The following is a 19510-nucleotide window of genomic DNA, read 5'->3' as shown; positions in this document are numbered from 1 at the left end:
TTTCCTCCATATTTTGTTTATATGAGCGTAATATGAGCTTTTAGATTTCGTATACAAACTCCATTTGTTGGTCAATATCATACGGTGTTTCTTGATATACATAATAGTTAAGCCAATTGGAGAACAGCAAATTTGCATGGGCTCGCCAAATGGAAGGTGGGTTTTTAGTAGGGTCATCGTTAGGATAATAATTAACTGGCAATTCGATTTGAAGTCCTTTGGCAACATCACGATCGTATTCCCATTTTAAAGAATCAGAATCATATTCCGCATGACCGGTTACAAAAATTTGTTTTCCATCCTTTGTAGCAACAAGAAATATACCTGCTTCCTCGGATTCAGCTAGAATTTGTAATTCTGGTACAGCTTCAATATCCTCGCGTGAGACATCCGTATGCCTTGAATGAGGAATATAAAACAGTTCATCAAAACCAAACATAAGCTTTACATTAGGAATGTTAATTTGATGCGGGAACACCCCAAAGCATTTTTGAGACAAATGTAACTTCTTCACACCAAAATGATGATACAATCCAGCTTGTGCTGCCCAACATATATGCAGAGTCGACGTTACATGCGTTTTACTCCACTGGAATATTTCTTTTAATTCTTCCCAATAGTTAACTTCTTCAAATTCCAGTTGCTCAACAGGAGCTCCCGTAACAATCATTCCATCAAAACGGCGATTCTTTATTTCATCAAACGTTTTATAAAACATTTCTAAATGCTGATGAGATGTATTTTTAGAAGTATGTGACTTTGGATGCAATAAGACAATCTCAACCTGTAATGGCGTATTACCAAGTAATCTCAAAATTTGTGATTCTGTTGTTTCTTTTGTTGGCATCAGGTTTAAAATAGCAATACGAAGTGGGCGTATATCTTGTCGATATGCTCGGCTTTCATCCATTACAAATATATTTTCATTTTCAAGCACTTCTTTTGCTGGCAAATGATCAGGCACTTTAATCGGCATATAAGCTCACTCCTAGTAGTTTGTTATTTTGTGGAAACCTACTCATAATTTCAAAAAGACCCTTCTCTAAAGAGAAAGGTCTTGTATCAGCAATTATGCTCCTCTCTCATCTCTCAGAAACCCCTAGTCATGACAAACAGTCGTCACACTATGCTCTGCAAGAATTAGCACCGTACATATAATATGCCGGTTGCCGGGTATCATCGGGCCTGTCCCTCCACCTACTCTTGATAAGAATTCGCTTATTTAATTTTTAATTGTTGCTTTGTATACACTTTAATGTATCAGGTTATCTCTCGTCAAGAACAAATAAATTTTGTATAAATTTTTCGTCACATCCTTTTGAGTTATAGCTTATATTATAGTGGAAATGTTAAATGCATTTTCAGAAATTTTCGTAAATTTACAATAACAAAGTGCGATCTACGTAGATTGTACAAAAAATTGACGTTTTATAGCTTGAAACTTAGCATGATGGAGCGGTATACTAGACAAGTGTTTCAAGAAGATAAGCAAAGAGGTGAATAACGAAGATGGAAGGCGACCCGAGTAGTCGAGAGAGCAATGCCCCAGTTAAAAGTACAAATGCACAAAAGATGAATCAGCAGAGCGCTCATGGATTGATTGGGGCACTTTCCTTTTTCCGTTCATTCTAATATAGATCTCCTGTCTTAGATATGACGAAATCTGCAGGTTTCTTCTTTTGTGCCAAATATAGTGCTTCTTTTGGGAAACACTATAGGATAAGGGAGGAATTTGGAATGAAGATTCGGCATGTACAAGCAGGAATGTTTACACCAATCGAAGATCTTGAGCTAACTACAACTGCACCAGAGGACGGTTTTTACTGGATTGATGCTGATGTAGAGGATTTAGCCCTATTACAGCCATTATTTTTATTACATGATTTAGCTGTGGAAGATTGTTTAACAGAAGAAGAGCAACGTCCTAAAATTGAAACGTATGATAATCATTATTTTATTGTCGTTAATAGCATTCGTTATGATGATGAAGAGATTTTTTTACGAGCATTAAATATTTTCCTTGGGCGTCATTATATTATTACGGTCACTAAGCAAAAAATTAATGAGCTACGTACCGTAAAACCAATCTTGTGGGAGCAAGAGGTAAGTGAGCCTGACCGCTTCCTTTATTATTTAATCGACTTAGTCGTGGACAGCTATTTCGTTGTTGGTGACAGAATTGAAAACAAAATTGAAAAGCTAGAAGAAGATATTTTAATGCACACTAAGCGATCTCATTTAAGTGAAATTATTGGACTACGAAGTGAAATTTTGTGGCTTAAAAAAATGTTAGGTCCTCAAAAAGAAGTGATTAACATTTTAAATAAAAAGGATTTACGCTTAATTGATGATCAACTCCAAAAATATTTTAGTGACATCTATGAAAATGCCGTAAAAATATCAGAAAACTTTGAAACGTTCCGCGAATTGATGGGCAACTTACGAGAAGCTTATCAATCGGCAATCGCGAATCGAGCCAATGAAATTATGAGAGTATTTACAGCAATTACAACGATTTTTATCCCACTTACATTAATTACAGGGATTTATGGGATGAACTTTGATAATATGCCTGAGCTCCACTCTGAGTATGGTTACTTTATTGTGCTTGGTATTATGCTTGTGTTAGGTGCTGGGATGTATTACTTGTTCCGTAAACGAGACTGGATTTAAAATATTGTAGCCTTCAAAACACGGAATCGTGGGTTGAAGGCTTTTTTTATGCAATTATGCTCTATGCATCTATGCACCTGATACATTAACAATACTGCTACGTCTAAATCTGATTCGTATCAATCTCAATCTTTCATACAAGGCTTCAAGTGTTACGCCCGCAGGAATCCCCTCTAGCTCGGCTCCGTACATTTCCTCTAGGATTGGCTTTAAAAATGTATCACCTAACTGCTCATATAGACGCCATACCCATTGCTGATCCTCTAACGAAACTTCCTGTAACTCAAGGATGATGAGTTTTTCAACGTGATTCCCTAGCTTTTCCAGCTCCTCAAGCTCTTTAATGAGGTCACGACGCTCTATGCCTGTTTTAGCACTTAGCTCACTTAAATTCAAACCCTCTTCAATCCCTTCTAAAATGCTTTGTCGCCATGCAAATCGTTGCTTCGCATTTTTAAATTTAAGCTGCTTTTGCTTATATAGCCAATTTCTAAAATCCTCCTCCTCAATCACATTGTCTACCCAATCTAATGGGAAGCCTGTATTCCTTTCATATCCCTTCAAAATACTGATAAGTTCATTTCCAAATGCCTGTATCTTACCACTCCCCATTCCAGGGACTTGCATTAATTCCTCTTCATTATGAGGTAAAAGCACGCTAAGAAATAATAACAAACGATTGTTTGCAATAAAGTATGCCGCTTTATGCTCTATTGCTGCCTTTTTTCTACGCCAAGCATTTAGCTCTGCATATACCTCATGATTTACATTTAGCTCACAATAGTAATGTAGTTTCTGCGTAAAAACTCTTCCGCTGCTACTCAATTCTTTATCATTCCATAACCCTTCCATTAGGGGATAAAACCCTTCACTTAATTTGACAGCAAGCTCATACCGATAATTGTGCAGCATTTCTGACCAGGATGTGCCTTCGTACCATACCTGTTCACTTTCATCATCTGCTTCAGCTTCATTCCAGCCCATCCGCCATATTCCTTCTTCTTCAGCGATCCACACCTGTGCAATTGAGCTCACATCATTTCCTTGCTTTTTCTCCAAGCTGTTTAAAAATACAATTCTCACTGTTTGTTCCTCCTATAGGATTAAATTTAACAGCTCTTGCAGAGGAGTATGTTAGTTTGATTGATTATAAAATTAAATTTGAGCATCAAAAAAAACACCTCCCTAGCAAATGCAAGAGAAGGTGCTTCCTTTCGTCTTTATACTGTTAATATTTATAATAACAGGTTTGAAAATACTGTCAATATCCTCAAATAACATCTAGCTTCAAACGTACCTCTAGCTCTGTCGCCTGCTTCATTAAGGCAATACGGTCAATATTGAGTCTAAGTTTATCTTCCTCTATATGTGCCAGCTCAGAAATACAACAATTAATTTCAGAAAGTCTTCTGCTTATCAATGTAGATTCCTTCCCTGCAACCAGCTTTTTCTTATGACGATTAAATTTCTCATCTAAATCATCTAGATTAGCATATAAATGCTCGATTGATCCATAATGCTGAATTAATGGCAAAGCTGATTTAGGACCAATTCCTGGGCAACCCGGAATGTTGTCACTGCTATCTCCCAGCAATGCCTTCACATCTACCCATTGGCTAGCTTCGATTCCATATTCCTCAGTAAATTGTGCGATATCGTATACATATTCCCCTTGCTTGCTCGCAATAATTTGCGAGGTGGTATCACTTAATAATTGAAACAGATCACGATCATTACTATAAATAAAACAGTGACCAGACGTCCAATTTGTAGCTATCGTTCCGATAACATCATCCGCTTCATGAGGTGCAATTGCTATTTGCCTTACACCAATTTCACCTAAAATTTGATGACAGGTTTCATATTGCTCAATTAAAGGCATTGGCAACTCGCCTCGTGTTGCTTTATAGAAATCAAACTCTTGTCTTCTTGATGTTTCATCCCGCTTTACATCCCAAGCAACCACCAAATGGGAAGCTTGATATTCTTTAGTTAAATTAATCATCTTTTGAAAAAAAACACGAATCGCATTTGTATATATACCGTTACTATTTTTTAGCTGCTCCTCAGAGCGATTATATGAGGTTGCAAAATAAGCTCTACTTAACAAATTAAATCCATCGATGACAATGAGGGTATTTGAAAGCTCATTCCTGTCATTCATCACATGTTCCACCTTTATTTCGCCCATTTCTCATTATATTCTTCTTCTTTAAAGCCTACCGTTACTTGGTTACCATCACTAACAATTGGACGCTTAATGAGCTTGCCATGCTGTGCGAGCAGAGCCACTTGCTCCTGTGTGGACATGCTAGCAAGCTTGTCCTTTAGCCCTAATTCCTTATAAACCTCACCACTAGTGTTAAAAAACTTTTTCAACTCTAAGCCGCTAAGTGATATGAATTGATTTAATTCCTCTTCTGATGGTGGTGTATCCACAATATGTTTTAATTGTAGCTCATGACCTTTGTTTTCTAACCATTTTACTGCCTTACGGCATGTACTACATTTTGGATATTGATATACGATAAGCTGACTCATAATCATCTTCTCCTTTAATTTATTGGCTCTAAAAAATCCATGTTTAATAAGCAGCTACGCTCCAGAGCGTTCTTGCGATTGTTGTTAAAATCATATTCCTTTTTATTAAAGCCTACTTAAGGATGGAATCGGATTTTAAGAGACAATCTTCAGAATCGCTCTGTCTCTTCGCTAGTTATGCTTATTATCTAAGCATTGATTTTAAAATAAAACCGTTAAATTAGCTCATTTTTTAATTGGAGCATATCTAAGGGTAAAGGCGCCTCAAATAACATTTCTTCGCCTGTAGTCGGATGCACAAACCCTAATTTGTACGCATGTAAAGCTTGACGACCCATGACCTTTTCCAGTCTATCTTGCTGTTTTGTCGTATCAAAATACATTTCATCTCCGATTAGTGGATGTCCAATAGACAACATATGCACTCGAATTTGATGTGTACGCCCCGTCCCAAGCTGTAGCTCAACAAATGCAGTGTCTTTGTATTGCTCTATAAGCTCATACGTCGTAAATGCAGCTTGTCCCGTTAGGCTAACTATTCTTAAATGCGGATCAACAGGATCACGATCAATAGGTGCATCAATACTTCCACTCTTCTGAGATAATTTTCCATACACTAATGCTTGATACTTTTTTAGCACAGTACCCGCAATCATTTGCTCAGAAATATGCTGATGCACATATTTATTTTTGGCGATCGCAATTAATCCACTTGTATACTGGTCTAAGCGATGTACAGGGCGGAAACGAAATTGCTCTCCTTGCTGGTTCCAATAATAAACAACTGCGTTTGCTAAGGTGTCTGTATAATGTCCATGCGTGGGATGAACAATCATTCCTGCTGTTTTATTTACAACAAGAATGTCGTCATCCTCATAAATGATATCAAAATCTATATTTTGTGGCAAAATATCGTCTGACGTTTCCTTTTCTAGTGAAATCGCCACCTGATCCCCAGCCGTAACAGGAACACTAATATACACGCGCTCTCCATTTAGCATCACACCACGCTCGGTTAACTTAATTTTTGATAGCAGTTTGCGAGAAATACCTAGCTTACGTTGAAGCACATTTTTTAATATCCAGCCTTCCTCTTCTGAGGTTACCACATATTCGATTGGTTTATAATATTGTGTCATGAGTTGTTGCTAAACACCTTTCCACTTCGTTCATATTCAATATCTTGTACATTTGATCTCACATTTGCAATCCGTGCAACGACAAAAAAGAAATCAGATAATCGGTTCATATATTGTACGACAGCAGGATTTATACTTACTACACGTCCAAGTGTAACCACCCTCCGTTCAGCTCTCCTACAGACTGTTCTGCACACATGTAAGCTTGATGCTAGCGGAGTGCCTCCCGGTAAAATAAATTTCTCCAGTGGAGTATTTTGTTGCTCATACGTATCAATCCAATGCTCCAACCGCTTAACAAGTGAGCTTGTAACCTTATAGCGACTACTTTCTAAAGAGATATATGCTAAATCTGAGCCACAATCAAATAACTCATGTTGGATTTGTAATAAATGCTGAGCTAAATCGGCAAAAGAGGGCTGTTCCTGAAGTAAGCTTCTAGCTTGACCTACAAATGTATTTAATTCATCTATTGTACCATAAGCTTCAACACGAATATCATCTTTATCCACAATTCCTCCAATTACAGAGGTCTTCCCTTTATCTCCAGTCTTAGTATAAATCGACATCATCCATTCATCTCCTTTATGCTCTTATTATTAGCCTGGATTAATTTGCTCAACATAATGATCAGCTTTCGTTGATAAGCCCGATAAAAAAACTCTCTCGTAAGTTTGTACCTACGAAAGAGTGTTAAGTTTAAATATTTAAATCAGTTTATACAAATAATGCGAGTTATCGATTTCTCGAAGAAAGATTGGTAGCTAGCTTATCACCAATAAACGCAAATCCGACATACATCAATCCCCAGAGGAACCATGCACCAATATTAGCTTTAAATGTGGGAAAATCGTAGGTTGTATAAATTAAAGGCAATAAAAAACTTATAACAAATGCTACCTTTTTTGATTTATTAAGCTTTGACATAAGAAAGCCAATCATAAAAGCAATAATTGGACAAATGACAAACGCAATTAAAACTTGGTTAATGAAAAACAAATGATAAATCAAACTTCATCGCTCCTGCTTTTTCATAAATTCATTAATTTTAAGGTCAAGAAGAGTACTGATTGCAATGACAACTTCTGTAGTAAAGGACTGTTCCTCATCAACTAAGCGTTCCATCCATTTTCTAAGCAATCGTATTTCTTCCTCTAGGCTTACTCCCTGTGGTGATATCATGCTGTTATCCTTCTGTAGCCATTGATTAACATCTATGCTTGATTGATCACATTCACCACAATCCAAAAGTAATCCCTCCTTAAGCATTATGAACGTGAATTACTGCTAGCCTTGCTTCACCTTATACACGAAATCTCCTATACGTTGTAAAGCCTCATTAAGTTGGCTTACTCCTGTAGCATAGGAACACCGTAAAAAGCCTTCTCCACCTAGTCCAAACACATTGCCTGGAACTGCCGCCACCTTAGCTTCAGTTAACAACCGGCCAGCAAATTCTTCAGAGGTAAGTCCCGTAGATTGTATATTGGGGAACGCATAAAATGCTCCCTTCGGCTCATGGCATTCAAGACCGATATCCCTTAAGCCTTGAACTACTAGCCTACGCCGTTGATTATAGGACTCCACCATATGATCCTTATCTTCCATCCCATTTGTTAAAGCTTCTAAAGCAGCGACTTGGCCCATTACCGGTGCACACATCACTGTATATTGGTGAATCTTCAACATAGCATATATTAAGTCAGGATGTCCACATACATATCCCATGCGCCAACCTGTCATTGCAAATGCTTTAGAGAAGCCGTTAATTAATAACGTACGATCCTTCATTCCTGGCATTGATGCAAAGCTAACATGCTGGCTACCATAAGTAAGCTCAGAATAGATCTCATCACTAATGACGATGAGGTCATGATCCTCTACAACCTTCACAATAGGAAGCCAGTCTTCATAAGACATAACTCCACCTGTTGGGTTGTTAGGATAATTTAATATAAGTACTTTGGACTTAGGTGTAATTTGCTCAAGCAAATGTTCGGCTTGAAGTTTAAAATCGTGTTTAGCATAGGTTGCAACTTCTACCGTTTTCCCACCACTAATGTCTATAATTGGACTATATGAAATATAGCAAGGAACAGGGAGTAATACTTCATCTCCTGGTACGATCAATGCACGCAAAGCTAAATCTATCGCTTCACTTGCACCAACCGTCACTAATACCTCGTCTTTAGGGTTATATTTTAACTGATAGGAACGATCTAAATAGTTCGCAATTGCTTCCCGTAGTTCTGGTGTTCCAGCATTAGAGGTATAGCTTGTATATCCTCTCTCCAATGAATACACACAAGCCTCACGGATATGCCAAGGTGTAATAAAATCAGGTTCACCTACACCAAGTGTAATTATATCTTTGTTGGCACTCACTAAATCAAAGAACTTACGAATGCCAGACGGCTGAATATCTCGAACCAATGGAGCAAGATAAGAAGACATTGAACTATGCGGTTGCTCTACATTTCCACTCATATCATTACTTCCTTTACGGGGTTATCAACAGGCGACGATCATCTTCTGGATCTTCAAAAATGACCCCGTCTTGTTTATATTTTTTAAGAATAAAATGTGTTTTAGTAGATAATACAGATTCTAATGGTGATAATTTATCAGAAACGAAGCTAGCAACCTCTTGTAGATTACGCCCTTCTACTTCAACTAATAGATCATAAGCACCTGACATCAAATATACAGATTTAACTTGTGGGAACAAGTATACACGTTCCGCAATGGCATCAAAACCACGTCCACGTTGGGGTGTAATTTGAACTTCGATGAGCGCGGTTACTTTTTCATCCCCTAACTTATGGGCGTTCACGACTGTAGCGTATTTTACAATGATGTGATCTGCCTCAAGTTCGGCGATGGCTTGCTTGGTTTCCTCTAGAGATGATCCTACCAAGGTTGCCAGCAATTCTGGATTCCTACGCGCATCCTCTCTTAGAAGATCCAGCAACTTAAGCTTTAATGGACTTAATTCTTTCATGCTATATCCTCCAGACATGATTCCATCCACCTGATTGCACAGTAGTGTAATAAATCACTTCGCTTGTCAGGTTTTTGAAAACTAGATTTAATACTTATATTACATGAATTACACTCAAGTGAAAAGCAAAAACCGTCACCAAAACGAAACTGCATCACATTATGTTAGCAAAATGCTAACTTTTGCAACTACAGATGTTTTGAATGACGGTTCTGTACGGTTCTTTTACATCGATGTAAAAAAACTTTTATTTAAATTAGGTGATTAGGTGTAGTCATCGCACCTGCTTGTTGTTGACCAAAAGCTTGTGCTCCTGCACCACTTCTTTGCTGCACAAATTGATTTGCTTTTTGAATCGTATCTTGTGCACATTGTACTTCCTTATCAACCATAGTACGTGGTGCTTTTCCAGGCATGGTGTACATGTTATTTTGAGACATAGCTTGGAACAATTGGCCCTGAAGCTTTAACGTATCATCTGTTAATTGATTAAACATTTGACGAACCTCTGGACATGCTGCTTCTGTCGTTGCTGTTGTATATTCTCGTACTGTTCTTTTTAAATCTGCCAAGATCGTATTAAGTAAATCTTCCTCAGGTAAAAGCTCCATATGATTCAATCCTGTATTCATATTGATGTTATCCTCCTTCAATGATTAAAATTAGTGAGTCGTTGTTGGCGCCAGCTGTTGGTGAGAAGTAAGCGTATCAAGCAATGTATTCATATGTTGCTGATGGGCATTAATTTGTTGCGAAATCACTTGCTTAATTGCAGGCTCCTTACTAATCGTAGAAGCACATGCACATAACTTAATGAGGATATCCTCATTAGATAAGCAATCTGAGATGTAATCTAACTCTTTACCTGACAATGGTTGCATTTGCATGAATGTATTCCCTCCTGAAAATTAATTACGTTTCACACGGTATTATGCGTAACAAATCACATAGATATGTGTAATTTTGTGTAATATAGAATGGATTTTCTAACAATAAATAGGGAAGTATATTTAAACCACTTTATTACTTAAATTTAAATATTACTTAGTTTGGCTGGAGGATTGAGCTTATGAAGCTACATTATGGTCAATATTACTGGACTACAACATTAAAACAAGAAATCAGTTATCCTGAGCTACAGGAGGATATAACTTGTGATGTTCTTGTCGTTGGCGGAGGGATGGGTGGGGTCACTTGCGCCTACCAGCTATCCAAGCAGGGGTTTGATACAGTACTAATCGAAGAAAATGAAATTGCGAGTGGCAGCACACAAACAAACACGGGGTTGTTACAATTTTGCAGTGATAAAATGTTAACCTCCTTTATTCACACGATTGGTGAAGAGCTTGCTGTACACTTTTATCAGCTATCACTGGATGCTGTTAAGCAGCTTGTGGAGATTAGCTCTAATTTGTCTGAAGACGCTAGAATACTTCCTAGAAAAAGCTTGTATTTGGCTAGTTCACCTGAAGATGTAGAGCTGCTCCAAGAGGAGTATAACAATTTACAAAGGTTTAAATTTCCAGTGGAGTGGTGGGATAAACAAAAAGTAAAATCCCATTTTTCTTTTCACAATGAGGCTGCCCTTTATTCTGGTGGTGATGCTAAAGCAAATCCTTATGTGTTTGTGAAGGAGTTATCCCAATTAACAGCTAAACATGGAGCCAGAATTTTTGAAAAAAGTAAGCTAACTAGTCTTAAATGTGAACAAGATCATGTCATTGTTTATGTAGGTAAACATCGTATTCAAAGCAAAAAGGTCATCTTTGCTACAGGTTATACTACGCAGGAATTTAAGCCAGATCGCGGGGCAGATCTTGTTGCTTCTTACGTTATCGTTACTGATATCATTCCTGAGTTACAAAGGCATTGGTTTGAAGACAGCTTAATATGGGAGACAGCACGACCTTATTTTTACATTCGCACCTCAGAGGACGGCAGAATTATTGCAGGTGGATTAGATGAACCTTTGCCTCCAAATGGACTAGAAGAGGTACGTTATCTTCATAAAAGCAAACAACTATTAGACAAAGTGCATGAAATGTTCCCGATGTTCACTGAGGCTAAGGCAGAATATTCTTGGGGAGCCGTTTTTGGCGGAACTAGAGATGGATTGCCCTTCATTGGACCCCATTATAAATACCCAAATTGCTACTTCCTGCAAGGTTACGGTGGAAATGGAACCGTATGTAGTATGATTGGGGCCAATTTACTAACGGACTTGATCAGCGGAAAAGATCGACCCGATGCTGCGATGTTTGATTTAATGCGGGGTTCAAAAAAATAAGGCTTACACTGTTGAATACACTCAATAGATTTTAAGTTAGAAAGACTAAGAGGACTTAGACAAGTCCTCTTGTTGGCGTTTCGTAAATGGTATTAATCTTCTTCTTTGCTAATTGCCTTCATAAAAGGAAAACGTTCTTTATCATCTAAAAATTGACTAACATGAAAGCAGGAAGGGCAAATAAATACATTATATTGTAGCTTAGATTGTAATAAAGGTTTGTCATAGCTTGGAAGAATGGCTGCCTTAAACTCGTTTGCACCTAATACGTGATGACCTGAAAAAATCATATATTCTCGGCAATGAGGACATTCAGGTACAACATCTTGTGTATCCAGCAGCTTTTCAACTGCCGACTCATACACTAAAGGATCATGTCCAGCTGCATGGAATAAATGTGAAGCCCCTTTTCCACTTTGGCCACGCAAGTGACCTAGTCCTTCCTCTTCATCTCCATAATTGTTTAAATCATCTTCTGATCGAGCCGAGTCTACATCAAAGGTTAAAGTACGATAACCATCTAACTCATTATGGCAATAGGGGCATTCTTCTTCTGGTCCTAATTCCTCATCCCATACAATCTCCGTCTGGCACCATGGACAAATGGTTGCTTCCATCTTGTTTGACCACCTTTCATTTCACATTATAAATTAATTTTTCTCTGTTCAAATGGCTCAATCTTGAAATTAGTGCATGACAACTAACCCAAACTAGCGAAGAGACAGAGGGATTCTGAAGGTTAAATAGAGCCATTTATTTTAACTCAACAATAGTGACTCCATTACCACCTTCGCCATAGTTGCCTAAACGATAGCTTTTTACATGCTTATGCTTCCGTAAATAATCGGTAATGCCAGTACGTAATACGCCGGTTCCTTTACCATGGATGATACTAATTTGTCCAAGATTACCCAAAAAGGCTTCATCAATAAAACGGTCTACCTCTAAGTAAGCTTCCTCTAAATTAGCCCCCCGTAAATCAAGCTCACTGGATACGCGATCTTTAGTTCGCTTTAAAATTGCCGCTTGTCGCTGTACTGGTGCCTGAGCTGGTGCAGCAGCTACTAATTCCAGATCATCCACACTTACTTTCATCTTCATAATCCCTAACTGTACTACCGCTTCTTTTGTACCTACAAGCTCAACTACGAAACCACGTTGATTGAGGCTATATACCATAACCTCATCACCAGCACCAATTGTACGTGGTGCTTTGCCACTTTTACGAATTGCTCCTACCTTTTTACGTTGCGCAGGCTCTGCTTCCTCTAATTGCTTACGAGCGGCGATCAGCTTATGCTCCTTAACTGAAGCACCTTCCTCTAGCGCCAACTTACGTAAATCAGCGATAATGCTTTCCGCTTCGCTTTTTGCTTTTGTAATGATAGCTCTAGCTTCTTCTTCCGCTTTTATAATCCGCTTATCACGTTGCTGTTCTAATTTTTCAAGCTCCACTTCATGTTGCTTACGAAGCTGCTCTAACTCCTTACGTAACTGCTCGGCAGCTTGCTTTTCTTGCTCAGCACTTAAACGATTTTGCTCTAGAGAGGCAATCATATTTTCAACACGTGTATCTTCTTCGTTTACTTCCCCACGTGCATAATCAAGAATGTGCTCAGGCAATCCTAAACGGCTAGCAATAGCAAACGCATTACTCCGTCCAGGTACACCAACTAATAAACGATACGTTGGACTTAAAGTGTTCACATCAAATTCCATACTTGCATTAATAACCCCTTTGCGTTCATAAGCATAGGCTTTAAGCTCGCTATAATGGGTTGTAGCCACCATTCTTGTTCCAAGTGAGTGAATATGCTCCAAAATCGCAATAGCTAATGCTGAGCCTTCAGCAGGGTCAGTTCCTGCACCAAGCTCATCTAGCAATACTAAGCTTTTAGAGGTCATTTCACCAAGCATCGAAATGATGTTGGTCATATGACTTGAAAATGTACTTAAATTTTGTTCAATACTTTGCTCGTCGCCAATATCTGCATAGATCGCGTCAAATACACATAGCTGTACCCCATCCTCCGCAGGCACAAATAAACCTGACATTGCCATTAAGCTAAGTAAGCCAATTGTTTTTAACGTAACCGTTTTACCACCTGTATTGGGTCCTGTAACGATGATTGTGCTATATTGGTTGCCAAGCTCCATATCGATTGGAACGACCTGCTCCACTGGAATTAAAGGATGTCTGCCCTTCTTGAGCTTAATGAATCCTCGGTCATTCATACGCGGAAGCACTGCCTTCATCTCACGTGCTAATCTTGCTTTAGCAAAAATAAAATCAAGCTCTGACAAAATCTCTAAATCGTACATTAAAAGCTCTGTCTGATCACCAACAAGCGCCGTTAATTTTTGCAAAATAACTTCAATTTCTCTTTCTTCCTTGAGCTTTGTTTCCCGTAGCTTATTATTCATAGCCACAATGGATTCAGGCTCAATAAATAAAGTAGCTCCAGAGCCGGATTGATCATGGACAATCCCACCAAAATGAGCACGATATTCCGCTTTAACTGGAATTACGAAACGATCGCCACGAATTGTAATAATTTGATCCTGCAACATTTTTGAAACAGAGGATGAACGGATCATGGCATCCAATTTTTCACGAATACGCACCTCTCCGCCTCGAAGCTCACGTCGAATTTGCGCCAATTCTGGACTGGCAGAATCAAGCACCTCAACATTTTCATTAATACAACGCTTAATAGCATCCTCAAGCGGTTTTTGTTCAGTTAAGTCGTCACTAAGCTTGTACAATAATTCGATCTCATCTTCTTCATGCATGCTTGCAATATAACGTTTAACGCGCCGAGAACCTTCCAGTGTTGTAGCTATATCCCATAATTCATGGGGATTTAATGTGCCACCGATACGTGCACGTTTTGCGGAAAATGAAATATCTACAATTCCACCAAACCTTGGTGCACCACGCAAACGATCTACTTTACAGGATTCATCTGTCGCTTGCAAAAGTCGCTTAATATGCTCTAAATCATTAGAGGGAAGCAAGGCGTCCGCAGCAGCTTGTCCTAAAGCCGTTTGGCAATATTTTATTAGCTTTTCAATTATTTTGTGATATTCCATTTTTGCTAAAACTTTTTGTTCCAAATTTAGTCAACTCCCTTCGAGCTATCCTTAATTATTATACCGAAGCTTCCTTATTCTCGCTATTCACAGCATTTTACGGATTTATACAACAAGCCTAACACATAAGATTGGACATTATAGAACAATATAATAACGTGCAGGACTTAACATATCTTTAAGGAGGGCTCAGACATGCAGTTTTTGGGACACGTCGTTCGATTTATCGTATCTGCAATCGTCTTGATGATTGTAGGTTGGCTCGTACCGCAATTTAGTGTAGGCGGTTTTGGAAGTGCCTTAATGTTGGCACTTGTCATCGCTTTACTTGGTTGGGCAATTGAAGGTATATTTGGCAAAAAAGTTACCCCATTTGGTCGAGGAATCGTAGGTTTTTTAATTAGTGCCTTAGTAATCTGGCTTGCCCAGTTTATTGTGTCCGGTATTAGCGTCTCCATTATCGGCGCATTATTGGCAGCATTAGTTATTGGCATTATTGACCTATTTATTCCCGTTTCCACACCATTTGAAGCTGGTAGGAGCAACTCTTCGCGCTAACCTTGCACAACATGTAAGTAGCCCCCGACTATAACGGGGGCTTAATTCCATAAATCATATGCTATTGCTTCTGATCCTGTTCAATTAATTCAATCCACTCGTTATATTCATTTTGTAATTTAGCATAATCATCACGAAGATGCTCATATTCCTGCTCTAGCTTCTGAGATTTCTCAAGATCTACTTCACGTTGCACCTGTAACAGACGATATTCATGAGAAATTAGCTCATAACCATCTGTAATTTCACTAAGCTGTGCCTCTAATTGTTCCTTTTGCTGCTGTATAGTTTCAAATTGTGAGGATAGCTGTGTCAGGCGTTCGCTTCCAGCCGCACCTTGAGCCTCCCACTGATTAATCTCGGCTTCTAGCTCATGTTCACGTGCATGGAACGAAGCTAGCTCATTTTTCGCATTCTCATATTGTTGCTGCCAATCTGCCTCACGCTTACGCAGCTCCTCCAGCTCTTGAGCTTGTTCTTGGGCTTGAAGTGTCATAAAATCAAGCTCTTCCGCTGCTTGTTGCCAGCTAGCCTCCATCTCATACAGCTTATCCTCTAATTTATTTTTTGCTTCAAGCATTGCTTCGTGTTTTTGCTGTAGCTTTAGCTTACCTTGTATTTCCTGCTCCAGCTTCTGTTGAGATGACTTGAGCTGCGCAGTATTATGCTCAGCCTCAGCTTTAAGTTCATCCAATTGCTTAATAAGCTGTCCTTTTTCCTTAGTCAAACCTTGAATATCTTGATTAAGCTGTTCTTGGATAGAAGCAAGCTCAAGTGCAGACTTTTCTAGCTGGCTAATTTCCGTATTGCGATTTTCCGCTAACTTTTGCCATGTCTTCTCATTTTTTTGAGCTTCGTCTAAGCTTGCCTTTAATTGCGCTTCACGTTGTTTAGCTTCATGAACCAATTTCTGCTCTTGTAACAAGGATGCTTTAGCAGCTTCAAATGAGGATTGCAGTGTATTGATCTGCTCCTCTAGCTTAGTTTGATGCTCCTTGCCTTTAGCTACAGCATCCTTTGAAGCAGCAAGCTGTGTCTGAACATCCTTTAATTGTTCACTCAACTTCACTGCCTTGTCTTTTTCTTGCTTCACTTCATGCTCTACAATACGCAGCTTACTTTGGAGCTTCGTATTACTAGAACGTACCTCAGCTAACTGGCGCTCCAAATCCAATGCCCGCTGGTTAAGCTTTTGCGAAGCATCTTCATTTTCTTTGAGTTTATGATTGCTTGTAGCAAGCTGTTCAAATAACGATTTTTTATCACTTTTGGTTTGATGAAGCTCCTCTTGAATACTTTTATTCATGTTTTCTTGCTTGACTAACAATGCATGATTAACAGAAAGCTCCTGCTTCAGCTTTTGATGTTGCTCAGATAGCTGCTCCAAGTCTACAGCAAGCTGTTCCGATTTCATTGCTTCTTCAGCCATTCGAACTGCAGCAAGTACTGCCAAACGGGATGTATCAAGATGAGGATACATTTTGGCAATGACATGCATATGCTCATCAACTCGGTAAGCAATTTTCTTCATATATTCAGCACTACTGCCAACAATTTTATAAGAGGTTCCATAGATTTCTACATTTATACTAACGCGTTCAGGGGTCGTCAAAGCTTTGTTCCTCCTTCGTTACTACGCTGATGTCTAGATGTGTAGGATTTTTTACTAGTAGCTAAGGATTCAATGGGATTTATACAATGTTAACGAAAATCACATCGAATCAGTTACACTTACAAAGATTCGATGTGACTTTAATAAAATCCTGCTATTTTCTTAATTCTGCGTTAAAAGTTTGTTCAAGCGAAGAAACAACCTTTTGATGCAAGGTAGTAATCTCTTCATCTGTTAATGTACGCTCTTTATGACGGTACACAAGGGAGATAGCGATACTCTTTTTATTTTCACCAAGCTTGCTACCTGTAAACACATCAAACACATCCACAGCTTCAAGCAATTGTCCTGCTTCTTGTTTAATTAGTGTAATCAACTTATCCACTTCTACGTTTTGATCCAACACAAGTGCAATATCTCTTTGCATGGCAGGGAAACGAGGTAAATCTTTATAAACCGCGACATGACCACTATGCGTATACAGTGACTCTAAGCTAATTTCCGCCACATACGTGTCAGGCAATTCCTTCTCTTGTTGGAATTCAGGATGAAGCTGACCAAGCGTACCAATATGCTGTTTACCTTGCTCTGTCGTTAAATAAATAGAGGCAGAACGTCCAGGGTGGAAGCCTTGTGGCTCATCGGCTACATAGCTAATGCTATTTTCAATTCCTAATCCAATAAATATAGCCTCTACTGCACCTTTAAGATCATAGAAATCAACAGGCTGAGAACTTACATTCCAAGACTTTTCTTCACGCTCTCCACTCAAAAGTAAAGATAACAACGTAATTTCCTGTGGTTGTTTTGTAAGATTCACTTCTTCAGATTGAAATACATGACCGATTTCAAAAATCGCTAAGTTATTTTGCTTACGATTGTGATTATAAGTAGCAATATCAACTAAACCTGGAATTAAGCTGCTACGAATAACGCTACGATCCTCGCTCATCGGCATAGCAAGCTTAACCTCTTGATGGTTAGCAGACTGTTGTGGGAATTTAAGTGCTTCTCCCTCACGAATAAAGGAATACCCCATAACCTCAAACCATCCAGCATAAGACAACATTTCCCGAATGTTACGTCTTAGCTGCTGAGCTCCTGTATAGCCACCTAATGTAGCTGGTCCTTCAATCGCTGTCACAGGGATGTTATCATATCCATATAATCTAGCGATTTCTTCAATTAAATCGACATTACGTGTAATATCTCCACGTCTTGTAGGAACAACAATCTCTAATGTATCCTGAGCAACCTCTTTATGGTCAAAGTGTAGACGACCAAAAATCCCTGTAATTTCTTCGATCGTAATGCTTGTGCCTAAATAGTCGTTCACTTTATTTACTGTAAGCTGAAGCACGACTGGCTGTTGTTGTGTACCTACCGCTTCCACAATGCCTTTATGAATATTTCCGCCTGCAAGCTTAGCGATCAGAGCCGCTGCGCGATCCAAAGCTGGAATTACACGTGCAGGATCAACTTCCTTTTCAAAACGTTGCGATGCTTCTGAACGAAGACCTAGTTTACGGGATGTTTTACGAACGGTTCCACCATCAAACTTCGCTGATTCAAGCACGAGGTTTACCGTTTGATCGGTAACTTCTGTTGCGAGTCCCCCCATTACCCCTGCTAATGCAATCGGAGCGTTGTTGCCATCTACGATCAACAAATCATGCTCATCAAGTTCTCTCTCTTGACCATCTAATGTAACAAACTTCTCTTTATTTACACCTTTGCGTACGCCGATGGTTTGACCTGCAATTGTATCTGCATCAAACGCATGTAACGGTTGACCATATTCAAGCATGACATAATTCGTAACGTCTACGATGTTATTAATCGGGCGAATTCCCGCCGCAATTAAACGATTTTGTAGCCATAATGGAGAAGGTGCAATTTTTACGCCAGAAATATGTCGCACTGCATAATGACTACACAATTCAGCATCATGTTGACCTATTTTAATGAAATTTTCAGTTGGCTCTGTACCTTCCGTTAGCTCCTTGTCTGGCTGAGGTAAAGCAAGCTCACGTCCTAAAATAGCACTTACCTCATAAGCCGCACCTAACATACTTAAGCAGTCAGAACGATTGGGTGTTAAATCAAAATCGAGCACTTGGTCATCAAGACCTAATAAAGAAATAACATCAGTACCCACCTCAGTTTCAGCAGGTAAAACCAAAATTCCTTCTTGTATCTCTTTAGGTAGAAGCTTATCGTTAATTCCAAGCTCCTTTGCAGAGCAGATCATCCCTTGAGACAATGCGCCACGTAGCTTCGCTTTTTTAATTTCAAGTCCACCTGGCATTTTAGCGCCTACAAGTGCAACAGGAACCTTTTGACCTGCATCTACATTTTTAGCCCCGCATACAATTTGCAATTCTTCCTCAGCACCTACATCAACCTTACAAATATTCAATTTATCTGCATCAGGGTGCTTTTCCTTCGACTTCACATAACCAACAACAACCTTGCTTACGCCTTGGTTGCGGTTTTCTACTGAATCAATTTCGATACCTGAACGTGTAATTTGTTCAGCTAATTGCTCTATGTTAACATCCTCTAGACTGACATAGTCAGCCAACCATTGTGTTGATACCTTCATA

The 19510-nt window shown here is 38.9% G+C and carries 20 protein-coding genes and 1 riboswitch; of the genes, 4 read left to right on the top strand and 16 right to left on the bottom strand.

Annotation, left to right across the window (positions count from 1 at the left end; all coding sequences use genetic code 11):
• Nucleotides 1-40: 40 nt before the first annotated feature.
• Nucleotides 41-976 (bottom strand): homoserine O-acetyltransferase MetA, encoded by a 936-nt coding sequence (gene metA / locus J2Z32_RS09270; RefSeq protein WP_210088878.1) that lies wholly within the window; start codon nucleotides 974-976, stop codon nucleotides 41-43.
• A gap of 103 nt (nucleotides 977-1079) precedes the next feature.
• A riboswitch (SAM riboswitch) is annotated at nucleotides 1080-1213 on the bottom strand.
• 296 nt (nucleotides 1214-1509) lie between these two features.
• Between metA and J2Z32_RS22525 the strand changes: the two genes are divergently transcribed.
• Together J2Z32_RS22525 and corA are read left to right on the top strand one after the other, a co-directional pair.
• Nucleotides 1510-1632, top strand: a complete 123-nt coding sequence (locus J2Z32_RS22525; RefSeq protein ID WP_280921120.1) for a hypothetical protein — start codon at nucleotides 1510-1512, stop codon at nucleotides 1630-1632.
• Between the two features lie 105 nt (nucleotides 1633-1737).
• Nucleotides 1738-2673: a magnesium/cobalt transporter CorA gene (gene corA, locus J2Z32_RS09265; RefSeq protein WP_210088877.1), complete on the top strand. Its 936-nt coding sequence runs from the start codon at nucleotides 1738-1740 to the stop codon at nucleotides 2671-2673.
• A gap of 69 nt (nucleotides 2674-2742) precedes the next feature.
• Here the strand turns inward: corA and J2Z32_RS09260 are convergent, their stop codons facing one another.
• The 11 genes from J2Z32_RS09260 to J2Z32_RS09210 all read right to left on the bottom strand — a co-directional run bounded on the left by J2Z32_RS09260 (nucleotide 2743) and on the right by J2Z32_RS09210 (nucleotide 10241).
• Nucleotides 2743-3756, bottom strand: coding sequence for an HRDC domain-containing protein (locus J2Z32_RS09260; RefSeq protein WP_210088876.1), 1014 nt, complete (start codon nucleotides 3754-3756; stop codon nucleotides 2743-2745).
• Nucleotides 3757-3943: 187 nt separating this feature from the next.
• Nucleotides 3944-4837 (bottom strand): 5'-3' exonuclease, encoded by an 894-nt coding sequence (locus J2Z32_RS09255; protein ID WP_210088875.1) that lies wholly within the window; start codon nucleotides 4835-4837, stop codon nucleotides 3944-3946.
• Between the two features lie 14 nt (nucleotides 4838-4851).
• Nucleotides 4852-5214 carry an arsenate reductase family protein gene (locus tag J2Z32_RS09250; protein ID WP_210088874.1) on the bottom strand — a complete coding sequence of 121 codons (363 nt, stop codon included), beginning with the start codon at nucleotides 5212-5214 and terminating at the stop codon, nucleotides 4852-4854.
• Nucleotides 5215-5429: 215 nt separating this feature from the next.
• Complete coding sequence (locus J2Z32_RS09245) at nucleotides 5430-6353, bottom strand: RluA family pseudouridine synthase (RefSeq protein ID WP_210088873.1); 924 nt, start codon at nucleotides 6351-6353, stop codon at nucleotides 5430-5432.
• Nucleotides 6350-6922: a cob(I)yrinic acid a,c-diamide adenosyltransferase gene (locus J2Z32_RS09240; protein ID WP_210088872.1), complete on the bottom strand. Its 573-nt coding sequence runs from the start codon at nucleotides 6920-6922 to the stop codon at nucleotides 6350-6352. Before J2Z32_RS09240 ends, J2Z32_RS09245 begins: the two co-directional genes overlap by 4 nt.
• A 166-nt stretch (nucleotides 6923-7088) precedes the next feature.
• Nucleotides 7089-7364, bottom strand: a complete 276-nt coding sequence (locus J2Z32_RS09235; protein ID WP_210088871.1) for a hypothetical protein — start codon at nucleotides 7362-7364, stop codon at nucleotides 7089-7091.
• 3 nt (nucleotides 7365-7367) lie between these two features.
• A complete protein-coding gene (locus J2Z32_RS09230) occupies nucleotides 7368-7535 on the bottom strand; it encodes an aspartyl-phosphate phosphatase Spo0E family protein (protein ID WP_210088944.1) in 168 nt (55 codons plus the stop codon).
• 105 nt (nucleotides 7536-7640) lie between these two features.
• Entirely contained in the window at nucleotides 7641-8840 is a 1200-nt protein-coding gene (locus tag J2Z32_RS09225) for an aminotransferase class I/II-fold pyridoxal phosphate-dependent enzyme (protein WP_210088870.1), read from the bottom strand.
• Nucleotides 8841-8853: 13 nt separating this feature from the next.
• Entirely contained in the window at nucleotides 8854-9354 is a 501-nt protein-coding gene (locus J2Z32_RS09220; RefSeq protein WP_210088869.1) for an Lrp/AsnC family transcriptional regulator, read from the bottom strand.
• A 251-nt stretch (nucleotides 9355-9605) separates the two neighbouring features.
• Nucleotides 9606-9986: a spore coat protein gene (locus tag J2Z32_RS09215; RefSeq protein ID WP_210088868.1), complete on the bottom strand. Its 381-nt coding sequence runs from the start codon at nucleotides 9984-9986 to the stop codon at nucleotides 9606-9608.
• Between the two features lie 30 nt (nucleotides 9987-10016).
• A complete protein-coding gene (locus tag J2Z32_RS09210; RefSeq protein WP_210088867.1) occupies nucleotides 10017-10241 on the bottom strand; it encodes a hypothetical protein in 225 nt (74 codons plus the stop codon).
• Between the two features lie 182 nt (nucleotides 10242-10423).
• Here J2Z32_RS09210 and J2Z32_RS09205 point away from each other — a divergent pair, with 182 nt between their 5' ends.
• Nucleotides 10424-11641 (top strand): NAD(P)/FAD-dependent oxidoreductase, encoded by a 1218-nt coding sequence (locus tag J2Z32_RS09205; protein WP_210088866.1) that lies wholly within the window; start codon nucleotides 10424-10426, stop codon nucleotides 11639-11641.
• A 92-nt stretch (nucleotides 11642-11733) separates the two neighbouring features.
• Here the strand turns inward: J2Z32_RS09205 and J2Z32_RS09200 are convergent, their stop codons facing one another.
• On the bottom strand, nucleotides 11734-12258 hold the full coding sequence (locus tag J2Z32_RS09200; protein WP_210088865.1) for a hypothetical protein: 525 nt from the start codon (nucleotides 12256-12258) through the stop codon (nucleotides 11734-11736).
• Between the two features lie 136 nt (nucleotides 12259-12394).
• Nucleotides 12395-14734: an endonuclease MutS2 gene (locus J2Z32_RS09195; RefSeq protein WP_425342990.1), complete on the bottom strand. Its 2340-nt coding sequence runs from the start codon at nucleotides 14732-14734 to the stop codon at nucleotides 12395-12397.
• A gap of 195 nt (nucleotides 14735-14929) precedes the next feature.
• Here J2Z32_RS09195 and J2Z32_RS09190 point away from each other — a divergent pair, with 195 nt between their 5' ends.
• On the top strand, nucleotides 14930-15292 hold the full coding sequence (locus tag J2Z32_RS09190) for a phage holin family protein (protein ID WP_210088863.1): 363 nt from the start codon (nucleotides 14930-14932) through the stop codon (nucleotides 15290-15292).
• 61 nt (nucleotides 15293-15353) lie between these two features.
• On the opposite strand, the gene zapA is transcribed toward J2Z32_RS09190, so the two are convergent.
• Both zapA and pheT read right to left on the bottom strand, forming a co-directional pair.
• Nucleotides 15354-16904: a cell division protein ZapA gene (gene zapA, locus J2Z32_RS09185; RefSeq protein WP_210088862.1), complete on the bottom strand. Its 1551-nt coding sequence runs from the start codon at nucleotides 16902-16904 to the stop codon at nucleotides 15354-15356.
• Nucleotides 16905-17058: 154 nt separating this feature from the next.
• Nucleotides 17059-19509 (bottom strand): phenylalanine--tRNA ligase subunit beta, encoded by a 2451-nt coding sequence (pheT, locus tag J2Z32_RS09180; protein WP_210088861.1) that lies wholly within the window; start codon nucleotides 19507-19509, stop codon nucleotides 17059-17061.
• Between the last annotated feature and the right edge of the window lies 1 nt (nucleotide 19510).

The sequence above is a fragment of the Paenibacillus turicensis genome (genome assembly GCF_017873435.1).
GTDB classification, from domain to species: domain Bacteria; phylum Bacillota; class Bacilli; order Paenibacillales; family Paenibacillaceae; genus Fontibacillus; species Fontibacillus turicensis.
Note: the sequence above shows the minus strand (reverse complement) of the source record. Positions and strands in the feature narration are given on the sequence as shown.

What these genes read in the sequence shown, in the direction of transcription:
- metA (WP_210088878.1), bottom strand. Translation starts at nt 976, where the DNA reads ATGCCGATTAAAGTGCCTGATCATTTGCCAGCAAAAGAAGTGCTTGAA.
- J2Z32_RS22525 (WP_280921120.1), top strand. Translation starts at nt 1,510, where the DNA reads ATGGAAGGCGACCCGAGTAGTCGAGAGAGCAATGCCCCAGTTAAAAGT.
- corA (WP_210088877.1), top strand. Translation starts at nt 1,738, where the DNA reads ATGAAGATTCGGCATGTACAAGCAGGAATGTTTACACCAATCGAAGAT.
- J2Z32_RS09255 (WP_210088875.1), bottom strand. Translation starts at nt 4,837, where the DNA reads ATGAATGACAGGAATGAGCTTTCAAATACCCTCATTGTCATCGATGGA.
- J2Z32_RS09250 (WP_210088874.1), bottom strand. Translation starts at nt 5,214, where the DNA reads ATGAGTCAGCTTATCGTATATCAATATCCAAAATGTAGTACATGCCGT.
- J2Z32_RS09245 (WP_210088873.1), bottom strand. Translation starts at nt 6,353, where the DNA reads ATGACACAATATTATAAACCAATCGAATATGTGGTAACCTCAGAAGAG.
- J2Z32_RS09240 (WP_210088872.1), bottom strand. Translation starts at nt 6,922, where the DNA reads ATGTCGATTTATACTAAGACTGGAGATAAAGGGAAGACCTCTGTAATT.
- J2Z32_RS09230 (WP_210088944.1), bottom strand. Translation starts at nt 7,535, where the DNA reads ATGATATCACCACAGGGAGTAAGCCTAGAGGAAGAAATACGATTGCTT.
- J2Z32_RS09225 (WP_210088870.1), bottom strand. Translation starts at nt 8,840, where the DNA reads ATGAGTGGAAATGTAGAGCAACCGCATAGTTCAATGTCTTCTTATCTT.
- J2Z32_RS09220 (WP_210088869.1), bottom strand. Translation starts at nt 9,354, where the DNA reads ATGAAAGAATTAAGTCCATTAAAGCTTAAGTTGCTGGATCTTCTAAGA.
- J2Z32_RS09215 (WP_210088868.1), bottom strand. Translation starts at nt 9,986, where the DNA reads ATGAATACAGGATTGAATCATATGGAGCTTTTACCTGAGGAAGATTTA.
- J2Z32_RS09210 (WP_210088867.1), bottom strand. Translation starts at nt 10,241, where the DNA reads ATGCAAATGCAACCATTGTCAGGTAAAGAGTTAGATTACATCTCAGAT.
- J2Z32_RS09205 (WP_210088866.1), top strand. Translation starts at nt 10,424, where the DNA reads ATGAAGCTACATTATGGTCAATATTACTGGACTACAACATTAAAACAA.
- J2Z32_RS09200 (WP_210088865.1), bottom strand. Translation starts at nt 12,258, where the DNA reads ATGGAAGCAACCATTTGTCCATGGTGCCAGACGGAGATTGTATGGGAT.
- J2Z32_RS09195 (WP_425342990.1), bottom strand. Translation starts at nt 14,734, where the DNA reads ATGGAATATCACAAAATAATTGAAAAGCTAATAAAATATTGCCAAACG.
- J2Z32_RS09190 (WP_210088863.1), top strand. Translation starts at nt 14,930, where the DNA reads ATGCAGTTTTTGGGACACGTCGTTCGATTTATCGTATCTGCAATCGTC.
- pheT (WP_210088861.1), bottom strand. Translation starts at nt 19,509, where the DNA reads ATGAAGGTATCAACACAATGGTTGGCTGACTATGTCAGTCTAGAGGAT.